Annotated in this window: 19 protein-coding genes, 1 tRNA gene and 1 pseudogene; 11 read left to right on the top strand and 10 right to left on the bottom strand. The window is 73.6% G+C overall.

Annotated elements, in window-relative coordinates:
* The first annotated feature begins 104 nt into the window (after positions 1-104).
* Together OTB16_RS05515 and OTB16_RS05510 are read left to right on the top strand one after the other, a co-directional pair.
* On the top strand, positions 105-1,220 hold the full coding sequence (locus OTB16_RS05515; protein ID WP_267718712.1) for an LLM class flavin-dependent oxidoreductase: 1,116 nt from the start codon (positions 105-107) through the stop codon (positions 1,218-1,220).
* Positions 1,221-1,473: 253 nt separating this feature from the next.
* On the top strand, positions 1,474-3,180 hold the full coding sequence (locus OTB16_RS05510; protein ID WP_267718711.1) for a glycosyl hydrolase family 18 protein: 1,707 nt from the start codon (positions 1,474-1,476) through the stop codon (positions 3,178-3,180).
* A gap of 109 nt (positions 3,181-3,289) precedes the next feature.
* On the opposite strand, the gene OTB16_RS05505 is transcribed toward OTB16_RS05510, so the two are convergent.
* A complete protein-coding gene (locus tag OTB16_RS05505) occupies positions 3,290-4,489 on the bottom strand; it encodes an RNA-guided endonuclease InsQ/TnpB family protein (protein WP_267718710.1) in 1,200 nt (399 codons plus the stop codon).
* A gap of 156 nt (positions 4,490-4,645) precedes the next feature.
* Here OTB16_RS05505 and OTB16_RS05500 point away from each other — a divergent pair, with 156 nt between their 5' ends.
* On the top strand, positions 4,646-5,488 hold the full coding sequence (locus tag OTB16_RS05500; protein ID WP_267718709.1) for a helix-turn-helix domain-containing protein: 843 nt from the start codon (positions 4,646-4,648) through the stop codon (positions 5,486-5,488).
* Complete coding sequence (locus OTB16_RS05495) at positions 5,454-5,708, top strand: DUF397 domain-containing protein (RefSeq protein ID WP_267718708.1); 255 nt, start codon at positions 5,454-5,456, stop codon at positions 5,706-5,708. Before OTB16_RS05500 ends, OTB16_RS05495 begins: the two co-directional genes overlap by 35 nt.
* A 43-nt stretch (positions 5,709-5,751) precedes the next feature.
* Here OTB16_RS05495 and OTB16_RS05490 read toward each other — a convergent pair whose 3' ends face one another.
* Entirely contained in the window at positions 5,752-7,671 is a 1,920-nt protein-coding gene (locus OTB16_RS05490) for a putative bifunctional diguanylate cyclase/phosphodiesterase (RefSeq protein WP_267718707.1), read from the bottom strand.
* 346 nt (positions 7,672-8,017) lie between these two features.
* On the opposite strand from OTB16_RS05490, the gene OTB16_RS05485 reads away from it, so the two are divergent.
* Entirely contained in the window at positions 8,018-9,253 is a 1,236-nt protein-coding gene (locus OTB16_RS05485) for a M6 family metalloprotease domain-containing protein (protein ID WP_267718706.1), read from the top strand.
* 89 nt (positions 9,254-9,342) lie between these two features.
* On the opposite strand, the gene OTB16_RS05480 is transcribed toward OTB16_RS05485, so the two are convergent.
* The 6 genes and pseudogenes from OTB16_RS05480 to OTB16_RS05455 all read right to left on the bottom strand — a co-directional run bounded on the left by OTB16_RS05480 (position 9,343) and on the right by OTB16_RS05455 (position 15,126).
* Positions 9,343-9,416: transfer RNA gene (locus OTB16_RS05480), tRNA-Lys, on the bottom strand.
* Positions 9,407-10,025 (bottom strand): annotated as a pseudogene (locus OTB16_RS05475) (bifunctional DNA primase/polymerase). The gene OTB16_RS05480 and the pseudogene OTB16_RS05475 overlap by 10 nt, the downstream one beginning before the upstream one ends.
* A 384-nt stretch (positions 10,026-10,409) precedes the next feature.
* Positions 10,410-10,757, bottom strand: a complete 348-nt coding sequence (locus OTB16_RS05470; protein WP_267718705.1) for a hypothetical protein — start codon at positions 10,755-10,757, stop codon at positions 10,410-10,412.
* Positions 10,758-11,045: 288 nt separating this feature from the next.
* Entirely contained in the window at positions 11,046-12,377 is a 1,332-nt protein-coding gene (locus OTB16_RS05465; RefSeq protein ID WP_267718704.1) for an AAA domain-containing protein, read from the bottom strand.
* Complete coding sequence (locus OTB16_RS05460) at positions 12,374-13,951, bottom strand: hypothetical protein (protein ID WP_267718703.1); 1,578 nt, start codon at positions 13,949-13,951, stop codon at positions 12,374-12,376. Before OTB16_RS05460 ends, OTB16_RS05465 begins: the two co-directional genes overlap by 4 nt.
* The gene (locus tag OTB16_RS05455) at positions 13,948-15,126 is read right to left on the bottom strand and encodes a hypothetical protein (protein ID WP_267718702.1); all 1,179 of its coding nucleotides are present in this window, start codon (positions 15,124-15,126) and stop codon (positions 13,948-13,950) included. Before OTB16_RS05455 ends, OTB16_RS05460 begins: the two co-directional genes overlap by 4 nt.
* Positions 15,127-15,306: 180 nt before the next feature.
* Here OTB16_RS05455 and OTB16_RS05450 point away from each other — a divergent pair, with 180 nt between their 5' ends.
* Entirely contained in the window at positions 15,307-15,903 is a 597-nt protein-coding gene (locus OTB16_RS05450; RefSeq protein WP_267718701.1) for a histidine phosphatase family protein, read from the top strand.
* 25 nt (positions 15,904-15,928) lie between these two features.
* Here OTB16_RS05450 and OTB16_RS05445 read toward each other — a convergent pair whose 3' ends face one another.
* Positions 15,929-17,248 (bottom strand): NsdA family TPR-like regulatory protein, encoded by a 1,320-nt coding sequence (locus OTB16_RS05445; RefSeq protein WP_267718700.1) that lies wholly within the window; start codon positions 17,246-17,248, stop codon positions 15,929-15,931.
* A 282-nt stretch (positions 17,249-17,530) separates the two neighbouring features.
* On the opposite strand from OTB16_RS05445, the gene OTB16_RS05440 reads away from it, so the two are divergent.
* From OTB16_RS05440 to OTB16_RS05430, 3 genes are all read left to right on the top strand, one after another.
* Complete coding sequence (locus tag OTB16_RS05440) at positions 17,531-17,938, top strand: hypothetical protein (protein WP_267718699.1); 408 nt, start codon at positions 17,531-17,533, stop codon at positions 17,936-17,938.
* A 34-nt stretch (positions 17,939-17,972) separates the two neighbouring features.
* On the top strand, positions 17,973-18,851 hold the full coding sequence (locus tag OTB16_RS05435; RefSeq protein WP_267718698.1) for a spermidine synthase: 879 nt from the start codon (positions 17,973-17,975) through the stop codon (positions 18,849-18,851).
* A 175-nt stretch (positions 18,852-19,026) separates the two neighbouring features.
* Complete coding sequence (locus OTB16_RS05430; protein ID WP_267718697.1) at positions 19,027-19,683, top strand: class I SAM-dependent methyltransferase; 657 nt, start codon at positions 19,027-19,029, stop codon at positions 19,681-19,683.
* A 37-nt stretch (positions 19,684-19,720) separates the two neighbouring features.
* Here OTB16_RS05430 and OTB16_RS05425 read toward each other — a convergent pair whose 3' ends face one another.
* Complete coding sequence (locus tag OTB16_RS05425; protein ID WP_420717623.1) at positions 19,721-20,284, bottom strand: hypothetical protein; 564 nt, start codon at positions 20,282-20,284, stop codon at positions 19,721-19,723.
* A 69-nt stretch (positions 20,285-20,353) separates the two neighbouring features.
* Between OTB16_RS05425 and OTB16_RS05420 the strand changes: the two genes are divergently transcribed.
* Both OTB16_RS05420 and OTB16_RS05415 read left to right on the top strand, forming a co-directional pair.
* Positions 20,354-21,040 carry a response regulator transcription factor gene (locus OTB16_RS05420; RefSeq protein WP_150519499.1) on the top strand — a complete coding sequence of 229 codons (687 nt, stop codon included), beginning with the start codon at positions 20,354-20,356 and terminating at the stop codon, positions 21,038-21,040.
* The gene (locus tag OTB16_RS05415; protein WP_267718695.1) at positions 21,037-22,425 is read left to right on the top strand and encodes a sensor histidine kinase; all 1,389 of its coding nucleotides are present in this window, start codon (positions 21,037-21,039) and stop codon (positions 22,423-22,425) included. Before OTB16_RS05420 ends, OTB16_RS05415 begins: the two co-directional genes overlap by 4 nt.
* The last annotated feature ends 74 nt before the right edge of the window (positions 22,426-22,499 follow it).

Below are 22,499 nucleotides of genomic sequence, written 5' to 3'. Positions count from 1 at the left end.
GCCCCTGCTCGCCGGGAATGCTGTGGAGCCGTCCGGGGTTCCCCTTCTTGGTACGTCTGTCGTACGGATGTCGTACGGACGTGGAACACGAGACGGGAGCGACGATGAGTGACACCGGGCACACCGGCCGGCGGGAGGGTGGCCGCGACGGGATCCGCGGCGCCGCACTGGGCAGGGCGCCCGTACCCCTGTCCGTGCTGGACCTCGTCACCGTGGGCGCGGGCAGCACGGCCCACGCGGCCCTGCGCACCAGCGTGGAGATCGCCCGGTTGGCCGAATCCCGCGGCTACCACCGCCACTGGGTCGCCGAGCACCACTCGATGCCGGGGGTCGCCAGCTCCTCGCCGGCCGTGATCCTCGCCCACCTGGCCGCGCACACCTCCCGCATCCGGCTCGGTTCGGGCGGCGTCATGCTGCCCAACCACGCCCCGCTCGCCGTCGCCGAGCAGTTCGGCACCCTGGAGGCGCTCGCGCCCGGGCGGATCGACCTCGGGCTCGGCCGCGCCCCCGGCACCGATCCGCGGACCGCGGCCGCATTGCGCGGGGCCGGGCGCCTGGACGAAGCCGCCGACGAGTTCCCCCGCAGCCTCTCCGAGCTCATCCGCTTCCTCGACGACGACTTCCCGGACGGACACCCGTACGCCCGCGTGCACGCCGTGCCGGGGCCGGTCCAGGGACCCGCCGGGCGGCCGCCGATCTGGCTGCTCGGCTCCTCCGGCTTCAGCGCCCGCCTCGCCGGCCAGCTCGGCCTGCCCTTCGCCTACGCCCACCACTTCTCCGCGGCCGGCACCTTGCCCGCCCTCGACCTGTACCGGCAGAGCTTCCGGCCCTCGGCCGTGCTCGACGCCCCGTACGCCGTCATCGGGGTCGCCGCGCTCGCCGCCGACACCGCGGCGCAGGCCCGCGCCGAGGTGCTCACCGGGGCCCTGGCGATGCTGCGGCTGCGCAGCGGGCGGCCCGGGCTGATCCCGACGCCGCAGGAGGCCGCCGCGTACCCGTACTCCCCGCTGGAGCGGGAGTTCATCGAGGGGCGGCTCGTGGACATCGTCCACGGCACGCCGGACGAGGTCCGCAGCGGACTCGACGACCTGGCCAAGCGGACCGGCGCCGACGAGCTGATGCTGACCGCGAACGCCCACGGCGGAGAAGCCCGGTTGCGCTCGTACGGGCTCATCGCAGATGCGTACGGCCTGCCGGTGGAGACGCCCGAGGCGGGCTGACCGTACACAAACGGAGTTTGGCTGGTTTGTTGCCGAAACCTTGCCGGGAGATGGCTCAAGGCAGCCTTAAGCCGCTCGTCACCTTAGGTGGCGAGCGGTTTCTGATGTGCGCTCAGGTCTCTGACGAGGGGGTTTGTGTGGGGAGTGGTCTAGTCCTTGTTTGGTCCAAACCATTGACTCGGGCCTCCGGTGATCGCTATCAATCTCCCACCTGAACTTCTTGCTCTTCCCTCCCACCCCCCGGAGGCAGTCCATGCACATCCGTAAACCCCTCATCGCCGCCGCCGCCACGGCGGCACTGGCCGCCGGAGCGCTGGCCTCCTTCGCGGGGCTCAGCACCGCCCAGGCGGCCGACGCGACCCCCGCCGCCGGGGCAGCCGCGGCCGGCGGCGTCCGCATCGCCTACTACGACCAGTGGAGCGTGTACGGGAGCGCCTTCTATCCCAAGCACCTCGATACCCGCGGCATAGCGGGCAAGCTGGACGTCATCAATTACTCGTTCGGCAACATCCACCCCACCAACCTCACCTGTTTCGAGGCGAACAAGGCGGCGGGCGACGACAACAACCCCAACGCCGGTGACGGTGCGGGCGACTCGTACGCCGACTACCAGAAGTCCTTCAGCGCGGCCGACAGTGTCAGCGGTGTCGCCGACAAGTGGGACCAGCCGATCGTGGGCGTCTTCAACCAGTTCAAGCAGCTGAAGGCCAAGTACCCCCACCTGAAGATCAACATCTCGCTCGGCGGCTGGACGTACTCGAAGTTCTTCAGCGACGCGGCGAAGACCGACGCCTCCCGCAAGAAGCTCGTGTCCTCCTGCATCGACCAGTACATCAAGGGCAACCTGCCGGTCGAGGGCGGCTACGGCGGCGTCGGCGCGGCGGCCGGGATCTTCGACGGCATCGACATCGACTGGGAGTACCCGGGCTCGTCCGGCGGCCACCTCGGCAACCACTACGCCCCCGAGGACAAGCAGAACTTCACGCTCCTGCTCAAGGAGTTCCGTCAGCAGCTCGACGCCCACGGCGCGGCCAACGGCGGCAAGAAGTACCTGCTGACCTCGGCCCTCCCGGCCGGCCAGGACAAGATCAAGTACATCGAGACGGACAAGATCGGCGCGTACCTCGACTACGCGAACATCATGACGTACGACATGCACGGCGCGTGGGACAGCGACGGGCCGACGTACCACCAGTCCCCGCTGTACTCCCCGGCCGGTGACCCGACCGACCCGATCGCCCCGGGCACGCAGAAGTACAGCATCGACAACGCCATCGACTCCTGGGTCGACGGCAACCCGGCCTACGGCATCACCGGCGGCTTCCCCGCCAACAAGCTGACCCTGGGCTACGAGTTCTACTACCGCGGCTGGAAGGGCGTCCCGGCAGGGGCGAACAACGGCCTCGCCCAGTCCGCGACCGGCGCCTCCGGCGCCCGGCCCACCAGCCAGCAGGCCGGCATCGCGAACTACAAGGAGCTCGGCGGCATCGTCGACAACCCGGCGAGCACCTTCTGGGACGACCAGGCCAAGGCCTCGTACTTCTACAAGGACGGCGAGTTCTTCACCGGCCTGAACCAGAAGTCCATCCAGGCCCGGGTCGACTACGGCAAGCAGCGCGGCCTGGCCGGCGCGATGATGTACTCGCTGCTCGGCCTGGACAACAACACCACGCTGCTGAACCAGATCTCGGACGCCCTCGGCGGAGCCACGGTGCCGCCGACCACCCCGCCGACGACGCCTCCGACCACGCCGCCCACGACGCCCCCGACCACGCCGCCGACGACCCCGCCGGCCACCGGCTGCGGTTCCGTCCCGGCCTACGTCGCGGGAACCGTCTACACCGGCGGAACCGAGGTCTCCCACAACGGCCGCAAGTACAAGGCCCAGTGGTGGACACAGAACGAGGTGCCCGGCACCACCGGTGAATGGGGTGTCTGGAAGGACCTCGGCGCCTGCTGATCCCCCCACCCCGCGCCGAGCGACACTCCGCCCCGCAACCCCGGACCCCGGGTGCGGGGCGGAGCTGTGTCACGTGACTCCTCCCCCTCCTGGAGGAGGGGGCTTCTCGCTATGCCGGGTTGGCGTCGCGACGGGCCAGCCCGGCCCGTAGAACGTTCAAGGCGCCGACCGTGTCCGCGTGCGCGCGGTGACCGCAGGCGACGCAGTGGAACCTCTCCCGGGTGGGCCGGTTCTCCGGTGAGACGTGCCCGCACTGGGGGCAGGTCCGCGAGGTGTTGCGGGGGTTCACAGCGATCACGTCCCGCCCGGCGCTTTCAGCCTTGGCGTGCAGGATGCTCAGGAACACCCCCCATCCGGCCTCCGAGATGGAACGGTTGAGACCTGCCTTCGCGGCGGCTCCGTTGGGCAGGAAGGTGCCGGAACGGTCAGGGTCGGGCTTCGGTTTGGGCGCCCTGGCCATGTTGCGGATCTTGAGGTCTTCGTGCGCGATGAAGTCGTGTTGGCGGACCAGATCCAAGGCGGTCTTGTGGGCATGGTCGAGGCGCTGGCGGCGCACCTTGCGGTGAAGCTCCGCGACCTTGCGGACCATCTTCTTGCGTCGGCCGCTTTGGCGCTCACACCGGGCAAGGGCCTGCTGTGCGGCTCGGAGCTTTGCAGCAGCCTTCCGCCCGTGGCGCGGGTTCTCGACAAACCCGCCCTTGGAATCCGCGAGGAAGTGGGCCAGGCCCATGTCGATTCCGGCCATGCTGCCCGTTTTGGGCTTCGGCTCAGGCTGTACCCGCTCGGCAGTCAGGATCACGTACCAGCGCTTGCCCTCGCGCTTGACGCTGATGGTTTTGACCTTGCCGATCACCGGCCGGTGCTGGTTGACCTTGACGTGTCCCACGCCCAGGAAGCGGACGCGGGTGATGGGGTCCTGCGGGGTGGAGTCCCACCGGCAGCCGTCGCCGTCCTCGGGGAACTCCACCGTGTCGAACCGGCTCATCCCGCGAAAGCGCGGGTAGCCGGGCACGTCACCGGCCTTGACCCTGCGAAAGAACGCTGAGAAGGCCTTGCCGAGACGACGCAGCGTCGCCTGCTGAGAGGAGAACGACCAGCGCCCCTGGCAGTCCGGGTCGAACGCACGGATCTCCTTGAGCTGTGCGGACTGCATCCCGTACTGGACGCTTGTCCTGGACACGTGTCGCCAGGCGTCGCGGCGTTCCTGCAATGCGCCGTTGTAGAGCGAGCAGTGATCGCGCAGCATCTCACTCAGGGCCATCTGCTGCCCGACAGTGGGCCGCATGAGGAACTTGTACGCGCGGATCACCGGGCCCACCCCTCTCGGTTCTTTGGATCAACCTATCGAAACTCATGCAAACCGGGGGACGGTTACCGGATCCTGCACTCCTCTGCGTATCTGGCTCACTACGCTCGGAAGTCGGCTGCTGCATCCGACCCGCGTCTTCATGGGGGTGACCGTCCCGTGGTCAACATCCGCGACCTCGACCCCAGCGCCTCGCCGCTGGACTACTACGGCTTCGAACTGCGCAGGCTGCGGGAGGATGCGAAGCTGAAACAGGGCCAGTTGGGCGAGATCATCTACTGCACGGGCTCCCTGATCGGCCAGATCGAAACGGCGCGCAAGGTCCCGACCCGCGACTTCTCGGAGCGGCTGGACGCGGCGCTGGGGACCGGCGGGCTGTTCTCCCGCCTCGCCGGACTGGTCCTGCGCAGCCAACTGCCGACGTGGTTTCAGCCGTACGCGGAGATGGAAGCCCGGGCGACGTTCATCTCCACGTTCCAGTGCCAGTTGATCTACGGACTCCTCCAGACGGAGGCCTATGCGCGTGCGGTACTGGGCGTCGAGAACCCCGACACGCTCGATGCTGCCGTTGCTGCTCGCATGGATCGGCAGCGCATACTGGCCCGCGAGAATGGGCCGGTGGTGTGGGTGGTGCTGGATGAAGCGTCTCTCCATCGGGAGATCGGGGGCCGAGAGGTCATGCGGAACCAACTGGCCCATCTGCTGAGCCTCCGGGACTGGCAATGGCTGGAGATCCAGGTCCTGCCGTTCGATACCGGCCAGCACGCCGGGATGATGGGGTCGTTCAACCTCCTGCGGTTCGACAACGATCCGGATGTCCACTACAGCGAGAGCTACGACTGCGGTCACATGACCGCCAACCTGCAAGTAATCAGGGAGCGTTCGGTCGGCTACGCTCGGCTGCAAGCCGAGGCCCTATCCCCCCGCGCGTCGGCAGAGCTGATCGCTCGCGTAATGGAGGAACGCTATGGGAAGCAACCTGACGGGCGCGTTGTGGCGTAAGTCGTCTTACAGCGGTTCCAGCGGCGGTGACTGCGTCGAGTGTGCCCCCCTCGGGCCTGCCGCCTGGCGCAAGGCCTCGTACAGCGGCGGGACCGGCGGTGACTGCGTCGAGGTGGCCGCGCAGCCCTGCCAGGTCGCCGTGCGGGACTCCAAGCGGCCCGACGGGCCCGCCTTCACCGTGGCGCCGGAGGCGTTCGGGGCGTTCGTCCGGAGCCTCTGACCGTACGTACGGCCCGGCGCGGCCGGACACCGCCCCGTACCCCTCAGAGCTGGGGGTGCGGGGCGGGGCCGTCGGCGGCCGGGGCCGCGAAGGCGGGGGCGCCCTCGGCGGCGGCCTGGCGGCGGATCATGCGGGCGATCACGTCCGGGGGCACGGCCCGCGAGTACAGCCAGCCCTGGCCGGTGTCGCAGCCCACGCCGCGCAGCCGGGCCGCCTGCCCGGCGGTCTCCACGCACTCCGCCGTCACCGTCAGGCCCAGCCGGTGCGCGAGCTGGACCAGCGCCTCGACGATGGTCTCGTCGGCCGGGTTGGGGTGCGCGCCCTCGTCGTAGCGGAAGCCGCGGACGAAGGAGCCGTCCAGCTTCAGGACCGAGACCGGCAGCCGGCTGAGGTAGGCCAGGTTCGAGTACCCGGTGCCGAAGTCGTCGATCGCGATCCGTACGCCCATGTCGCTCAGCGCCTGGAGGGCCTGGAGCGGGCGGCCCGCGGAGCCCATCACCGCCGACTCGGTCAGCTCCAGCTGGAGCAGCTGCGGCGCCAGCCCCGTCTCGGCGAGGATCTCCGCGACATCGCCCACCAGGTCGGAGTCCCACACCTGGCGCACCGCGACGTTGACCGACACGAAGACCGGCGCGTCACTGGGCTGGTCGAGCTGCCAGCGCCGGGCCTGGCGGCAGGCGGTGCGCAGCACCCACCGTCCCAACTGCACGATGGAGCCGTCCTCTTCGGCGATGCCGATGAACCGGTTCGGTGTCAGGGTGCCGAACTGCGGGTGTTTCCAGCGCACCAGCGCCTCCACCCCGCGCACCGCGCCGCTCGCCAGGTCCACCAGCGGCTGGTACTCCAGCGCGAATTCGTCCCGCTCCACGGCCGGCCGGAGCGTCGAGGACAGGGCCTGGCGGGTCATGCGGTGGGCGTTGCGCTCCGGGTCGAAGAGGGTCCAGCGGGCCTTGCCGTCCGCCTTCGCCCAGTACAGGGTCGTGTCGGCGGCCTGCATCAGCCCGGTCGCCGAGGTCCCGGCGGCCGCCCGCTCCACCACGCCGATCGACGCCGAGACCGACAGCCGCTGCCCGGCCAGGTCGAACGGCTCCTGCACCGCCGCCAGCACGCTCCGCGCCAGGTCCGCGAGCTGCTCGGTGCCCGTGGAGTCCTCGACCAGCAGGGCGAACTCGTCGCCGCCGAGCCGTGCCACCAGGTGCCCGCCCGTACGGCTGTACCCGGTCCGGTCGGCGCACTGGGTCAGCCGGGCCGCGACGGCGGCCAGCAGCCGGTCGCCGACCCGGTGGCCGAGGGTGTCGTTGACCGCCTTGAACCCGTCGAGGTCCAGGTAGCAGAGCCCGATCCGGCCGGTACCGCCGCCACGCTCGTACGAGGAGGCCTCCAGGGCGCCCGAGAGCCGCTCGAAGAACAGCGCCCGGTTGGGCAGCCGGGTGACCGGGTCGTGCATCTGGAGGTGCCGCAGGCGGGCCTGGAGGTCGCGCCGGTCGCTGATGTCGGCGACGGACAGCAGGACGTCCCCGGTCCCCGGTACGGGCCCGAGCGTCACCTCGGTCCACAGCGAGTGCCCGTCGGGGTGCTTGAGCCGGCGCGTGCAGCGCAGCCGGGCCTGCCGGCCGCGGAGGACCTCCTGGTACGCCGCCCAGGTCCGGGCCTCGGCGGCCAGGTCCACCAGGTCGGCGGCGCACTGGTGGGTGAGGGCGTGCGGCTCCGTGCCCAGCAGTCCGGCGAAGGCCTGGTTCGCGGTGACGACGAAGCCGTCGCGGTCCACGACGGCCATGGCGAGGTGGGCCGCGTTGAAGGCGGCCCGGTAGTCGCGCAGCTCGGACCGTGCGCGGGACGACGGATCCGCGGCGGCCGGGGTGGCCGTCGCCGACTGGGCCGCCGGTACGACGGGGTGACGCTCCGTGATGGCCGATCGGATGCTGTCGGCCGCCGAACCGGTTCCCTCTGAGGTTCCGCTCACCGTTGGCTCCCGCAGTGCTCGTGAGTGTCCGTGCAGGAAAGTGTGCCGATCATAGAGGCTTACGGGATGGGCTATCCAGCGGCATCGCCGTGCGGAGCAGGGCAGTTCACTGTGATGACAAAGCGTCGGCCAAAGGTCGCGTGATCGTTTCTGCGCGGCTCTGAGCATGCCGAGACCCCTGCTGATCTCACGTGATCGCTCGTGACGTTCTGTAGGCAGACCCGTGAAGCCCGAGGGTCACCGGGTTGCCCTCTTGCTCACTCGTGTGGGGTAGCGGAACAGGGCATTAGTAAGACAATCGCCTCAAGGTGGACGAGATGGGATCAATCCACCACCGGAGGTCGATGTGCAGCGACAGCAGACACCCGGGGGAGTGGACCGCTCCCGCGTCCGAAGTGCCGGGGCCGTGCTCACCTCCCTCACGGCGCTCGCCGCCATGTCGCTCGTCGCGGGTCCCGCCGTCGCCGAACCGGGGGCCGGCCCCTGTGCGCTGACCCGTACGGCGGCGCACCACTCCCTGGGCCTCGACAGCTGGAACGGCGCCTACCCCCGGCCCGAGCGCACCCTCGACGCGGTCATGGTCTTCCTCTCCTTCCCCGACCACCGGCCCGCCGTCACCACCGACGAGGTCACCGGCGACTACTTCCCCGAGACGAGCGAGTTCTTCGAGCGCGCCTCGTACGGCCGCTTCCGCCTCGTCCCGCACCCGCAGCGGCAATGGGCCCGGATGCCCCGGCCGTCGACGGCGTACGGCATACAGCGCGACTGGGCCCCCGAGGACCGGGCGGCCTACCTCCGCGACGCGGTCGCGACCGCCGACGCACGCGTGGACTTCTCGCGGTACGACGTCGTGTACTTCGTCGCCGACCCGGACGCGCCCGGCGTGGACTCCGACGCCACGAAGGTCGTCAACTTCGACCGCCCGATCCGCGCGGACGGCACCGACCTGCGCCGGATCGTCACCGTCTTCGAGCGGCACCCGCCGGACCGCAACGTGCTCGCCCACGAGACCGGGCACGTCTTCGACCTCCCCGACCTCTACCACCGGCCGACGGACGGCAAGGGCGACTGGGACACGTACGTCGGGGACTGGGACGTCATGGGAAGCCAGTTCGGGATGGCCCCCGACCTCTTCGCCTGGCACAAGTGGAAGCTGGGCTGGCTGGAGCCCTCCCAGGTGGACTGCGTGCAGTCCGGCTCCTCGATGCACACCCTCCAGCCGCTGGCCCAGACCCCGCCGACGGGCGGCACGGGCGGCACCCGGCTCGCGGTGATCCGTACCGGCCCCGGCAGCGCCATCGCCGTGGAGGCGCGCGGCTCCACGGGCAACGACGGGGACACCTGCACGGAAGGGGTCCTCGTCTACCGGGTGCGCAACGAGGCGGCGTCGGGCGGCGGACCGATCGAAGTGCTCGACGGGCACCCGCGGACGGAGGCCTGCTGGGACCGCTCGGTGTACCCGCCGCTCGCGGACGCGCCGCTGGAGGTGGGCGAGACGTACACCGTGCCGGGCGAGCGGATCACGATCGAGGTGGCGGACCGGACCCAGTCGGGCGCCTACACGGTGAAGATCACCACCTGAGCGGCACGCGCACCGGAACCCGCGCACCGGAACCCGCGCACCGGGACACGAAGAAGGCCCCCACTCGCGTGGGGGCCTTCTTCCGTCTGTGCGCCGCCAGGGACTCGAACCCCGGACCCGCTGATTAAGAGTCAGCTGCTCTAACCAACTGAGCTAGCGGCGCCTGCTGACATCGCAGACATTAGCATCCTGATCCGCCGAAGGAAAAATCGATATTCCCAGGTCGGTCGGTGCCGGGCCCCGCGATACGGGCGGCGCGGGCGAAGGCCCACAGCAGCGCCTCGGGGCCGGGCAGCCACGGCGACCGGGTCCCGGGGGCCACGAGCCACCGGGAAGGCCCGCTCACGGCGGCCAGCGGCGGCACGGTGACCGCGTCGCCGCGGCCGTGGCACAGGGGAGCCGGTGCCGTACGGGAGCCGCCCCACTCCTCCCACGCCAGCAGGGCGGGCAGCCGGTGGGCGGTGCCGGGGGCGGCGAAGAGCAGCAGCCGGCCGCGGTGCACGGCGACCGGCCCGCACCCGGGGCCCTCGGCCCAGAGCAGGTCCAGCACGCGGCGGCCGAGGACGACGGGGACGTTGACGACGTCGAAGGCGGTCCCGCAGGGGAGCACGGCCGCCGCGGCGGGCCGCGCCTGCCACAGCGCGAGGGTGGTCCGCGGGGAGGCGGACGCGGAGGCGAGCCAGGCGGCGCCCTGCGGGGTGACGTGGGTGGCGGGCGCGGCGCTGCGTGCGCCGAGGGCGGAGCTGCCGGGGGCCGTCGTCAGGGTCGTCATGGATTCAGGTCTACCGGCCGTAGCGGCCCGGACCCCTGGAGTTACCGGAAACGGGGACAGGGCGGGCCGTGCTGGGGTATGTTGCGCCCCGCATATGCCAGGGGCCCGCGCGCGCAACGCCGGCGGGCCGCTCGGCGGCGGAGCCGCGGAGCCCGGCCCCGCAGGGCCGGACGGGCCCGCCCGAACCCCGGCGCAGACGTGCGTACGGCGTACGGCGTACGGGTCCCCGGAGTCCGCGGTGAGGGCTCCGGGACGGAGCCCTTGCCGGGCGGCGCGGTCGGTGCGGTCCGGTCGGTCGGCGGGGTGTGGTCGGGCGGTGGCGGCGGCGCCGGTGGCGGGGTGTGGTCGGTCGGTGCGGTCCGCCGGCCGGACCTGCCCGTGCGGTCAGGGGCCCTCGGGGCCGGCGTCGCGCTGGAGGGTCTCGCCGAACTCGATCATCTTGCGGGCGTAGTCCTCGGTCCAGTCCGCCTGCTCGGCGATGGCCGCGGGCGAGAGCCGGTCGAACCGCCGCGGGTCCGCCAGCTGCGCCGCCGCGACGGCCTGGAACTCCACCGCCCGCTCCTGCGCCGCCCGGAAGGCCAGTGTCAGTTCCGTCGCGCGGACCAGGAGCTCGCGCGGGTCGTCGATCGACTCCAGATCGAAGAAGTGCTCCGGGTCCGTGGCGGCGTCCGAGGGCTCGAAGAGCAGCGGCGCGGGCCGCAGCCTCCGCTCGGTCCGCTCGGGCTCTGCCATGCGTGTCCTCCAGCTGCTGCGCGTACGAAATGCTTCCGGGCCACCGTCCATTGTCCAACGCCGCGCAAGAGTGCACCGCTGCGGACCGCGGGCGGTGGGAACGCCCGTACGACCGGTGTGGCGCACGGGGAAGCCGACCGGTCCCGTGGCGCGTGGGTCGAGCGGGTGAGCTGCCGGAGCCCCACCAGCGCCGCGATCCCGGGCCTCCCGTCCGGCCCGGGAGCCCGCTGACCGGCCGTCAGCCGCAGAGCTCTCCGGGCGGCGCCCCGCCGCCGCCCGGCCGGAGCGCTACGGCCGCCAGGACACCCGGTGTTCGGCGAGGTGCGCCAACACCGAGTAGTTGGCCTCCCAGCCGTCCGGGAACTTCACCGTCACCCCGAGCTGTACCGGCTCCGTCGAGGGGTGGTCGTCCAGCAGGTCCGCTATGCCCGCCCGGGCCACCACGACGCACGCGTGCCGGTGCCGGGAGGCCAGCACGCACAGCCGGCCCGTCTCCAGGTGGAACGCCGTCGCGTCCGCGCGGCCCGACAGCGGGTGGAGGACCACCGTGAGGTCGTACTCGCGGCCCTGGAGCCGGTTCGCCGTGTCCACGGTGACGCCCGTGACCCCGAGCCCTGCCAGGGCCGAGCGGACCGCGGCCGCCTGGTCGCGGTGCGCCGTGCCCACCGCGATGCGGTCGGCGGTGAGCGGGGCCGGGCGCCGCGCGTGCTCGTCCGTGGTCACCGCCCCCCGGTCCAGGGCGCGCCGGACCACCGCGGCCACCGCCCGCACCGCCTCCGGGTCGGTGCGCGGGGTGTGCCGGGCCGGGAGCTCCAGCAGGCCCCAGCCCGCCTCGGCCGCCTCGTCCAGCACCCGGTCCGGGCCCGAGCCGTCCGAGGCGACCCCGTACGAGAGCCGCCGCTCGCCCGGTCCCGTACCGCTGCGGAACTGCGTGTACGGGTAGAACGCGCGGGAGACCAGCGGCGCGGCCGTCGCCGGGAGCCGCCAGGACACGGGGAGCCGGTGCTGCGGGAGCTGCGGATTGTGGGCCAGCAGGGTGGAGACCGCCGAGGCGGAGGGGTCGTAGGACAGGCCCGCCCACTGCTCGGCGCCGACCACGCTGAACGGGTCGAGCTGCCCCGGGTCGCCCACGAACAGGGCCCGCTCGAACAGCCCGGCCACGGCCAGCAGCGCGTCGGAGCGCATCTGGTACGCCTCGTCGACGATCGCGTGCTCCCAGGGCTCGGCGTCCTTGACGTAGGCCCACTTCGCCGCCGTGGAGATGGTCACCGGCAGCTCGGCGAGGTCCCCCGGCTTCGCGGAGAGCGTCACCGACGGCAGTTCGCGGAGCGCCGGGTCGTACGCGTCGCCGTCGCTGCTGTGCAGTCGGCCGACCTTGAGCCCCGGGTCCTTCTCGGCGAGCCGCAGCACCAGGTCGTCGACCTGCGCGTTCGTCTGCGCCACCACCATCAGCCGGCGCCCGGCCGCGGCCAGCTCCCGCGCCGCCCTCACCACGAGCGTGGACTTGCCGGCGCCGGGCGGGGAGTCGACGACGACGCCCCGCTCGGTTCCGTGCAGCGTGTCGTGCAGGATCGCGGCGGTCGCCCGCGCGGCCGCCGCACCCGGGTCGAAGGCGGTCACAGGAGGTCCTCGTCGGTCACGGCGTCGGGCGCGGGGGCGGTCGGGGAGGTCAGGTGTCCGGGCGGGCCGCCGTGGGTCCACGGGGTCCGCTCCGGGTCCGGGAGTTTCGGGCCGCCGCGGGCGTCGTGCTCGAACAGCGTCCAGCACACCCGGTCGCCCTTCTCCGGCACCGAGCCCGGCTCCGGGTCCCGGCCGCGGCCCATCTTGTCGAGCAGCCGCAGCACGAGCCGCCCGTCCTCGTCGAACCGGACGAAGCGCGCGGACTGCGGGCGGCCGTCCAGCGAGCGGAACACCTTCGTCCCGCCGTCCTCCGCGAGCTGCGGCCGGTCCTCCGTGGCCACCGTCACCAGCGGGCGCGGACTCGGCCGTTTCGTCTCCGTCCACTCCATCACCACCTCGGTGACCTCGCCGGCGAACGCCTCGCCCGCGAGCCGCCGGCCCGCCATCACCAGCGGGTCGTCCAGCGCCTCCTGGGCGTCGAGCCGTACCTGCTCGGTCTCCCGGGTGGCCAGCTTCTGCGCCGCCGTCACCGCGTCGTCGCGGCGCGGCTGCGGCGGCTCGCCCGCCCGTACGCGGTCCCGGTGGCCGGTGTACGACCAGCGGTCGCGCGTCCAGCGCTCCTCGGCCCGCTCACCGGCCGGCAGTTCGCGCAGGAGCTCCACGGAGCGCCACACCGCGTCCCAGGCCGGCCGCATCTGCGCCTCCACCAGCGCCCGTACGTGCTCCTCGGCGCGGGCGAGCGCCGGCCCGTCCGGGGGCTCCGCCGTGCGCGCGGCGTCGTAGCGGGCCATCGCCGGGGCCAGCACCCGGTTGTCGAACGCCGGGTCGGTGGCCGGGCCCGCGGGCGGGACCAGCAGCTGGCCGTCGCCGTCGCGGCCGAGCTCCGCCCGCAGCGCCGCCTCCGCGCCGGACGCGCCCCCCGGGGGCGCTATCCAGGCGAGCAGCGCGCCCAAGTGCTGGTCCTCCAGGTTGCTCTGGCCGCTCGCCCAGTGCCGGGACAGCAGGTCCGTCGCCGAGAGCAGCAGCGAGGAGCCGGGCACCCGTGAGCGCTCGCCGAAGTGCGTGAACCAGCGGCCCAGCAGCGGCACCCGCGCGGGCGCGGGGTACGGGTTCTCCGGGTCCTCCTCGGCCGTCCGCCGGAACCGCATCGAGCGGCCCAGCAGCCGTACGTACTCCACGCCCGCCCGGCTCGGCACGATCAGCTGCGGGGCGTCCCGGCACAGCTCGGCCTCGACCTTGCTCTTGCGGCCCGTCTCCGGGTCGGTCTCGCTGCGCTCCACGTACTCGACGTCGTCCGCGTACCCGTCCACGTACGGCAGGACCACGTCCGCGAGGTCGGCCAGGAAGGCCCAGCGCAGGTCGCGGTCGCGCGGCTGCGGTACGACCAGCAGCCTCGGCTCCGCCGGGTCGGTGCCCACCAGCGCGCCCAGCGGGGCCCCGGCCTCACCGGCCGTCGTCAGCGGTACGAGGACCAGCGGGCGCCCGGCCAGGTGGCGGTGCCGTACGGTCGCGAGCGGCTGGGCCCGGCCCGCCCGGACGGCCTGCAGCCGCGCGAGGGTGTTGAGCAGGCTCATCCGGTGCTCTCCAGCGCTTCGGCGCGCAGCCGGGCCGCGCGGTGCAGCGCGGTCGCGGCGGGATCGTCGGGGCAGCCGCGGCCGACGGCCGCCGCGAGGGCCTCCTCGACGGTGGTCAGCGCGCCCAGCTCGCCCCGTACGGAGCGGCCCAGCGCGGTCAGCTCGTCGGCGCCGCGGGCCTTCTCCCGGCAGTGGAAGGCCAGCTCGCATGCGGCCAGGCACTCGGGGGCGTACGAGGCGTCCACCGCGGCCACGGCCTCGGCCAGCTCCTCGGCGGTCCGCGCCGGGTCGAAGGTGAGCCCCTCGGGCAGCGCCCCGGCCAGTTCCTCGACCCGCGTCAGCCGGTCGAGCTGGCGCCGGGTGACGGCCCGCTCGCGGCGGACGTCGACGGGCGCCGCGGCGGGCAGGTTGGAGAAGTCCTTCGGGCAGACCAGCAGCACGGTGTGGCCGGCCTCGGCGCCCGGCAGCTTCTCGGCGGTCTTCTCCAGGGCCAGGACGTACACGGCGGACTGGCGGGCCGCGGCGCCGACCTTCGCGGCGTCGGCGGCGCCGTCGATCATCGGGAACGACTTGATCTCCACGACGGTCCAGCGGCCGTCGGGGTGCACCACGACGGCGTCCGGCTCCAGGTAGGCGGGGGTGCCCGCCACTTCCAGGGCGAGCATCGGGTGGTCGAGCAGCGTCCAGGCCGCCGCGGCGGTGGCCTCGCGCAGGGCAAGCGCGGTGCGGGCGGCGCGGCCCTCGGGCCCGGCGGCGGTGAGGTCGGGGACGCGCGCGTCCGGCCCGGGCGGCTCGGCGCCGGCGCCGAGGTGCTCGTGGACCAGCCGCAGCAGCGCGGCTCCGCCGTCGCCCTTGACCTTGGCCTCGAAGGAGTTCCCGCGGACGATGGCGAACTGCGACTGCCCGAAGGCGGCGGGGGAGCCGAGCGCCGAGGCCAGCGCGGTCTTGTCCACTCCGGCGCCGTCGAGCAGGGCGCGTCTGCCGCAGCCGGGGTTGGCGGCGAGGGCCGCCAGGGCGCGGGCGTCGAGCGGGCGGGGCGGGACGGCGGGGCCGCGCAGGCCGGCGAGCCGCTGCCGCAGGGTCGCCGGGCGCGGGGCAGCCGGCCGGGGAACCGCCGGCTGCGGGGGCTGCCGCGCGCTGCTCTGCGGAGGGACGCTGGGCGGGTAGGAGCTCACGGGCGGAAGTGTCCCATCCGCCACTGACAATCGTGGACTTACGGCGGAAACCGGTGGCCGGGGGAGCCGGTGGCCCGTGGGGCGGACGGGGTGGGCGACCTGCTGTTCGAGTGATGGATGATGGTCGGGCGACGGAAGCACCGTAAAACGCGCGAACTCTCAGATACCGGGAGAAATCTCATGGCCCCCCGCATCCTGCTGGCCCGCCACGGCCAGACGGCGTGGTCCCAGCTCGGCAAGCACACGGGACGCACGGACGTGCCCCTGCTGGAGGAGGGCAGGCGCGGGGCGAAGCTGCTCGGCGAGCGGCTGGCCCGGGACCCGTGGGCGGGCCTGCGCGACCTGGAGGTCCGCACCAGCCCGCTCGTGCGCGCGAGCGAGAGCTGCGACCTCGCGGGCTTCGGCGTCCGGGCCGAACCGTGGGACGCGCTGATGGAATGGGACTACGGCGACTACGAGGGCATGACCCCGGCCGAGATCCAGGCGGTCCGCCCCGGCTGGCTGATCTGGCGCGACGGGGTGCCGGGCGGCGAGTCGGTGGCCGACGTCGCGGCCCGCGCCGACGAGGTGGTCGCCTGGGCGCGCTCGGCGGAGCGTGACGTCCTGGTCTTCGCGCACGGGCACGTGCTGCGTACCCTCGCCGCCCGCTGGCTCGGCTTCGAGGCGTCCTTCGGCGCCCGCATCCGCCTGGAGCCCACCTCGCTGTCGGTCCTGGGCTGGGCGTACGGGGCCCCCGCGCTGGAGCGCTGGAACGACACCGGACACCTGGACGGCTGACGCGGTTCCCCCGCGGGCGCCGGCCTCAGACTGCCGCGTGCCGGGTCAGGAAGGCGCCGACGCGCGGTGAGCGCTGGTGCGGGACCAGGGCCCGGGCGGTCCCGGAGAGCATCGACCGGATCCGCGTGGACTGCACCTCGGCGAGCAGGTCCAGCACCCGGCCGCCCGCCCAGGCGGCCTCGTCCGGGGCGCCCGCGCGGGCCAGGTCGCCGGCCAGCTCGGCGGTGTAGAGGGCCACGTTCCGGGCGAAGTGCGGGTCCTGGAGGTCGGCGGCCCGGCGGGCGTGCCGGGCCGCGCGGGCGTACTCCCCGAGCGCCGCCCAGCAGCGGGCCTCCAGGGACTCCAGTTCGGCCTCGCCGAAGAACGACATCCACTCGGGGTCCGAATCCCCCTCGCCCCGGGAGAACTCCGTGTGGGCGCGGGCCAGCGCCTCCTCGCAGGCCTTGCGGTCGGCCAGCCCCGCCCAGCCCCCCGCCTCGCGCAGCGCGAGCAGCGACAGCAGCCGCGGGGAGCCGAGGGAGCGGGCCGCGCGCCGGCCCGCCTGGGCCGCCCGTACGGACTCGCGGGAGCGGCCGCAGTCCCGCGCCAGGAACGCCATGTTGCTGAACGCGTGCGCCTCCAGGCCCGGGTCGCCCGAGACCCGGGCCGTCGCCAGGGCCTCCGCGTAGTGCGAGCGGGCGTCGTCGAAGCGGCCGGAGTCGTGGGCCAGCCAGCCGACCGAGACGGCCAGTTCCCCGGCGCCCGCGTGCAGCCGGTCCTCGGTGGACTGCCGGGCGGCCCCCGCGTCGAGCAGCGCGTACGCGGTGCGCAGGGGTTCGGCGGCCCGGCGGTAGAGGGCGTCCGCCCCGTGCCGGTCGTCCAGCAGCCGGATCTGGCGTACGGCGTCCTCCACGGCGGCGGCCTCGGACTCGCCCGCGCGGGCGGGGATGACGCGGCGGGTGTCGCCGAGCAGGGTGAGGCTGAGCGTTGCGGCCGCCACGGTCGCGGAGCCTCCCGCCATGAACGCGCGACGCAGCACGTCGCTCTCCTTGGGGCTGGGGCGGTGACGGGTGGGGGAGGAGAGGGGGTCGCGGTGCGCCGCGCGCCCCCGGACGGCCTCGCGCGGCGGGAAGCCCAGGTCTGCGAGGGTGCGGCCGGGGAACATGTGGAGGAAGACCCGCTCGTACGCGTAATTGGGGCAGCGGATCTCCCCGGACTCGACCCTGCCGATGTAGCGGGCGTCGCAGGAAACCGTTTCTCCGATCTCCTTCGCCGACCGGCGCACCAGGGCCGCGAACTCGGCCGGGGAGCGCTGTCCGCGCAGCCGCCGGAACGTGGAGTTGGGTGAGTGGGGGGACGCCGCCATGGACGTGGCCTCTCTGGCGAGGGACGCAGCGCCGGTGATCCCTCCTGGGGAGGGGGTGGCCCGGCGGGCATGAACGTACCGTCAGTGACAGGGCGTTCACACGCTGTTTGGCTACAAAACGGATATCTCACCCGTGATCCGCCATGAACTGCCATCCTTTGCGGCGTCTTGGCGCCGCACCCGTTGACGTTCCCGTGCGTTGAACCCGTGCGGAGTGGGAGGCGACTCCCCGCTCCCGGCTCGTACGCGGATCGAGGAGGGGTTCCCTTGGTGGAGGCCGGCATGGAGAGCACTGGAACGCACACCGCGCCCGGGCCCGGTGCCGTTCCGGCCGGTGAGCCGGACCTGGTCACCGTGCCGACCCGGCAGGGGCTGGAGGCGGTGGACATCATCCGCCGGGCTGCCTGCCGGGCCGACGGCGTCGGCCCGGTCCTGCACGACGGGTCGGGCGACACCCTCGGCTTCCTCGTCCCGCCCGGCACCGCCGACGCCTGGGACCTGCCGGGCAGCGCGTGTACGCAGACCAACGGCCGCGGGATGCGCTTCGGCGAGTCCGCCGCGCCCACCGCGGGCGGCACCGGCTGGCTGCTCCCGCCGGAGGCCGTCGGGCCGGTCACCGATCCGGCGGTGCTGCGCGCGGCGCTCGGCGAGGCGGCCCGGCTGATCGAGGCCGCGGACAACTGCCGCTGACGGGGCACGGCCGCCGCCCCGTCACAATGGCGGGGTGGCAGGCAAGGAAAAGGGCAAGGGCAGGCAGCGCGGACGCGGCGGCGCCGAGGCGGTCGTCGGGCAGGTCGACGGCGGCCTGGCACGGCTGGAACCCGACCGCGAGCGCGCGGACGGATGGACCCTGCTGATCGACGGGGCCCCGCAGTCGCACGTGGACCTCGGCGACCCCGGGTACCTGGACTTCTCCTACCAGCGGCGGCTCGGCCACCTGATCGACCTCTGCGCGCCGGCCCGGCAGCCGCTGAACGTGCTGCACCTGGGCGGCGGCGCCTTCACCCTCGCCCGCTACACGGCGGCCTCCCGCCCCCGGTCCGGCCAGCAGGTCGTGGAGATCGACGCGGCCCTGACGGCCTTCGTACGGGAGCACCTGCCGCTGGACCCGCAGGCGCGGGTCCGGGTCCGGTCGGCGGACGCGCGGGCGGGGCTGGCGAAGGTGCCGGACGGCTGGGCGGACCTGGTGATCGCGGACGTGTTCAGCGGCGCGCGCACCCCGGCGCACCTGACGAGCGCCGAGTTCCTGGACGACGTGCGCCGCGCGCTGGCGCCCGGCGGCTGGTACGCGGCGAACCTCGCGGACGGTCCGCCGCTGGCGTTCCTGCGGGGCCAGATCGCGACGGCCGCGTCCCGGTTCGGGCAACTGGCGCTGGCCGCCGACCCGGTGGTGTGGCGCGGGAAGCGCTTCGGCAATGCCGTGCTCGTGGCCGCCGACCGGGAGCTGCCCGTCGCGGAGTTCACCCGGCGGGTGGCGAGCGATCCGCACCCGGGGCGGGTCGAGCACGGGCGGGCCCTCGCGGACTTCGCCGGCGGAGCCCTTCCCGTACGCGACGCCTCGGCGGTAGCCTCCCCGGAACCGCCGCCTTCGGTGTTCCGGTAAGGCGATCGTCCGGTCACCGGCTGTGTGGTCGCCCGTTGCGTCCCGTTCCGACCCGGATGCGGATGTGCGTGCCGAGGGTTTCGGTTTGCCAAGTATTGGCTCTGGCCCGATCGTGCGTAGCCTTGGAGAACCTCGGAGGGGTGCCCCTCTACGACGCGTCAGGAGACGGCCGACGATGTCCGAATTGCCTGCTGAGCCCGGTTCATCTGCACCCGCGCCCAGCACCGCCACCCCCGACTACACACAGCGGCTCGCCCGCCTGGAACAGTCGGGGATCAAGCGTCTGCTGCCCACGCAGGCGCCGTACCGGTGGAACCTGCGCAGGCTTCGGCTGGGACGGGTGCTCGACATCGGGTGCGGCCTCGGGCGCAACCTCCTCAACCTGGGACCCGACAGCGTCGGCGTCGACCACAACCCGCACTCGGTGCGGACCTGCCGCGAGCGCGGTCTGAACGCCTACACCCCCGACGAGCTGGCCGCCGCCCCCGACTGCGGTCCCGGCTCCTTCGACAGCCTGCTCGTCGCGCACGTGCTGGAGCACGTCGACGAGGACACCGCCGCGAAGCTGCTGGAGCAGTACCTCCCGCTCGTGGCGCCCGGCGGCAAGGTCGTCATGATCACCCCGCAGGAGGTCGGCTTCCGGTCCGACGCCACCCACATCCGCTGGGTCGGCTTCGAGGAACTGCGCAGCCACGCGGACCGGGCCGGCATCTCCGTCCTGCACACCTTCTCCTTCCCCTTCGGCCGGCCGATGGGGAAGGTCTTCCCGTACAACGAGTTCGTGCTGGTGGGCAACGTCCCGGCCGTGCCGGCCGCCGGAACGGCGTCCTGACGGCCGCTCCCGGCGGCGTCGCCGGGGCGGTCCAGCACTAGGGGTCGACGATCTCGACCAGTGGGGGATGGTCGTGCCAGGTGCAGAACACCGACACCTCGCGGCCGTCCCGGGTGAAGGTGACCCGCATCCACAGGTCCTGCTTCCACACCTGCATCCGCCAGCCGGCCGCCGGGGTCGCGGAGACCAGTTCGGCCGAGGAGGGTCCGAGGTCGAAGACGACCCGGCCGCCGGAGACGGTGTACGACTTCACCGTGCCGGCGTCCCCGTCCGTCCGCCGCGGCTGCCGGCCGCCCGGCGGCTTCGGGGACGGCCTGGCCGGGGAGGACGCGGCGGCGCCCGGCGTGGCCGGAGCGGACGCGGACGCGCTGGGGGACGGCGAAGGGGCGGGGGAGGGCGACGCCGCCGGGGACGGCGGGTCCGGCTGGTCCTGGTGCGTGGACGAGGACAGCGGCCGCGTGGTCAGCGGCACCGCGAGCGGCGGATCGTAGGCCGTGCCCGACATGACGGTGTGCACGCCCCACCACGACAGGGTCACCGCGGCCCCGGTCGACAGCGTCCACGCCATGGCATGTACAAGTCCTCGTCGCATCGAGCACATACTGCACCACCCGCCCCAAGAGGCGCCCGGCACCTCCCTGGGTCCCCCGAATGGACTACGGTGCGGCCCATGGCAAGTGTGCTCGTGGTCGAGGACGACCAGTTCGTACGTTCCGCCCTCATCCGGCACCTGACCGAGGCCTCGCACACCGTGCGCAGCGTCGGCACCGCCCTGGAGGCCCTGCGCGAGGTCGCCCACCACCGCTTCGACGTGGTCATCCTCGACCTCGGGCTGCCCGACCTGGACGGGTCCGAGGCCCTGAAGATGCTGCGCGGCATCACCGACGTCCCCGTGATCATCGCGACCGCGCGCGACGACGAGGCGGAGATCGTCCGCCTGCTCAACGACGGCGCCGACGACTACCTCACCAAGCCCTTCTCCGTGGAACACCTCTCCGCCCGGATGGCCGCCGTACTGCGCCGCTCCCAGGCGGCCGCCGCCGAACCGCCCTCACGGGTGCTGCGCGTCGGCGGCCTGGCCATCGACCCGCTGCGCCGCCAGGCCGAGCTGGACGGGGCCGTACTGGACCTGACCCGGCGGGAGTTCGACCTGCTGGCCTTCCTCGCCGGGCGGCCCGGGGTGGTCGTGGCCCGGCGCGAACTGCTCGCCGAGGTCTGGCAGCAGTCGTACGGCGACGACCAGACCATAGACGTGCACCTGTCCTGGCTGCGCCGCAAGCTCGGCGAGACCGCCGCCCGCCCGCGCTACCTGCACACGCTGCGGGGTGTCGGAGTCAAACTGGAGCCGCCCCGGTGAGGTGGGCACTGGTCAAGGTGTGCCTCGCGGTCACCGCCATGGTGGTCGTGGCCTTCGCCGTGCCGCTGGGGCTGGTGGTCCAGGAGATGGCCAGCGACCGGGCGTTCTCCAACGCCGAACGGCAGGCGGCCACCATCGGGCCGACCCTGTCCATCACCACCGACCCGGCGCAGCTGCGCAAGGCCGTGGAGACCACGCAGATGGGCGCCGCCGGGCGGATGGCCGTACACCTGCCCGCGATCGGCGACAGCCCGCCCGCGGACATCGGCGACGGCTGGGCGGGCGAGCGGGTCGTCGCCGAGACCCGGCGCATGGGCCGGGCCACGACGGCGACGGTGCCGGGCGGGGGTTCGGCGCTGCTCCAGCCCACCGCGCTCGGGTCCGGGGACATCGCGGTGGTGGAGATCCTCGTCCCGGAGAGCGAGGTCAGCAACGGGGTCACCACCGCCTGGGCGGTCCTCGCGGGCGTCGGACTGGCCCTGATCGTGGGCTCGGTGGGCGTCGCCGACCGGCTCGGAGCCCGGCTGGTCCGGCCCGCCGAGCGGCTCGCGGACGCCGCGCACCAGCTCGGCGAGGGACGGCTCGGGGCACGGGTCCCGGAGGACGGCCCGAAGGAACTGCGCTCGGCGGCCGTCGCGTTCAACGCCATGGCGGACCAGGTGGTGCAACTCCTCGCCAACGAGCGGGAACTGGCCGCCGACCTCTCGCACCGGCTGCGGACGCCGTTGACGGTGCTGCGGCTCAACACGGCCTCGCTCGGCGACGGCCCGGCCGCCGAGCAGACCCGGGCCGCCGTGGAGCAGCTGGAGCGGGAGGTCGACACCATCATCCGTACGGCCCGCGAGCAGCGCCCGGCCACCGGCCCGGCCGGGCCGGGCGCCGGCGCCGGCTGCGACGCCTCGGAGGTGATCCGCGACCGGATGGCCTTCTGGTCGGCGCTGGCGGAGGACGAGGGCCGCGAGGTGCGGCTGGCGGGCGTGGACCGTACGGTACGGATCCCCGTCGCGCGGCCCGAACTGGCCGCCGCCCTCGACGCCATGCTCGGCAACGTCTTCCGGCACACCCCCGAGGGCACGCCCTTCGCGGTGGACGTCCACGACACCCCGGACGCGGTCATCGTGCTCGTCTCGGACGCGGGGCCCGGCATCGCCGACCCGGACGCCGCCCTGCGCCGCGGCAACGACGGGGGCCGCGACGGCTCGACGGGGCTCGGCCTGGACATCGTGCGCCGGGTCGCGGAGTCGACCGGTGGCGACGTACGGCTGGGGCGGTCGGTGCTCGGCGGGACCGAGATACGGGTGTGGATCGCGCTGGACGGCCGGACCAGGGGCGGCCCGGGCGGCCCGCGGGTCCGGCGCGGCCGGCGCAAGCGGCGCGGCGCCTGAGGGACGGGGCCGGGGGGGGTGTGGCTGGGCGGGGGTGTGTTCCGCGGGGGTGTTCCGCGGGTGTGTCCCGTCCC

This window comes from Streptomyces antarcticus, from assembly GCF_026627255.1.
Classification (GTDB): domain Bacteria; phylum Actinomycetota; class Actinomycetes; order Streptomycetales; family Streptomycetaceae; genus Streptomyces; species Streptomyces antarcticus.
Note: the sequence above shows the minus strand (reverse complement) of the source record. Positions and strands in the feature narration are given on the sequence as shown.

Coding starts and splice junctions, on each gene's coding strand:
- OTB16_RS05515 (WP_267718712.1), top strand. CDS start 105: ATGAGTGACACCGGGCACACCGGCCGGCGGGAGGGTGGCCGCGACGGG.
- OTB16_RS05510 (WP_267718711.1), top strand. CDS start 1,474: ATGCACATCCGTAAACCCCTCATCGCCGCCGCCGCCACGGCGGCACTG.
- OTB16_RS05495 (WP_267718708.1), top strand. CDS start 5,454: ATGGGAAGCAACCTGACGGGCGCGTTGTGGCGTAAGTCGTCTTACAGC.
- OTB16_RS05470 (WP_267718705.1), bottom strand. CDS start 10,757: ATGGCAGAGCCCGAGCGGACCGAGCGGAGGCTGCGGCCCGCGCCGCTG.
- OTB16_RS05460 (WP_267718703.1), bottom strand. CDS start 13,951: ATGAGCCTGCTCAACACCCTCGCGCGGCTGCAGGCCGTCCGGGCGGGC.
- OTB16_RS05450 (WP_267718701.1), top strand. CDS start 15,307: ATGGCCCCCCGCATCCTGCTGGCCCGCCACGGCCAGACGGCGTGGTCC.
- OTB16_RS05445 (WP_267718700.1), bottom strand. CDS start 17,248: ATGGCGGCGTCCCCCCACTCACCCAACTCCACGTTCCGGCGGCTGCGC.
- OTB16_RS05440 (WP_267718699.1), top strand. CDS start 17,531: ATGGAGAGCACTGGAACGCACACCGCGCCCGGGCCCGGTGCCGTTCCG.
- OTB16_RS05430 (WP_267718697.1), top strand. CDS start 19,027: ATGTCCGAATTGCCTGCTGAGCCCGGTTCATCTGCACCCGCGCCCAGC.
- OTB16_RS05425 (WP_420717623.1), bottom strand. CDS start 20,284: ATGTGCTCGATGCGACGAGGACTTGTACATGCCATGGCGTGGACGCTG.
- OTB16_RS05420 (WP_150519499.1), top strand. CDS start 20,354: ATGGCAAGTGTGCTCGTGGTCGAGGACGACCAGTTCGTACGTTCCGCC.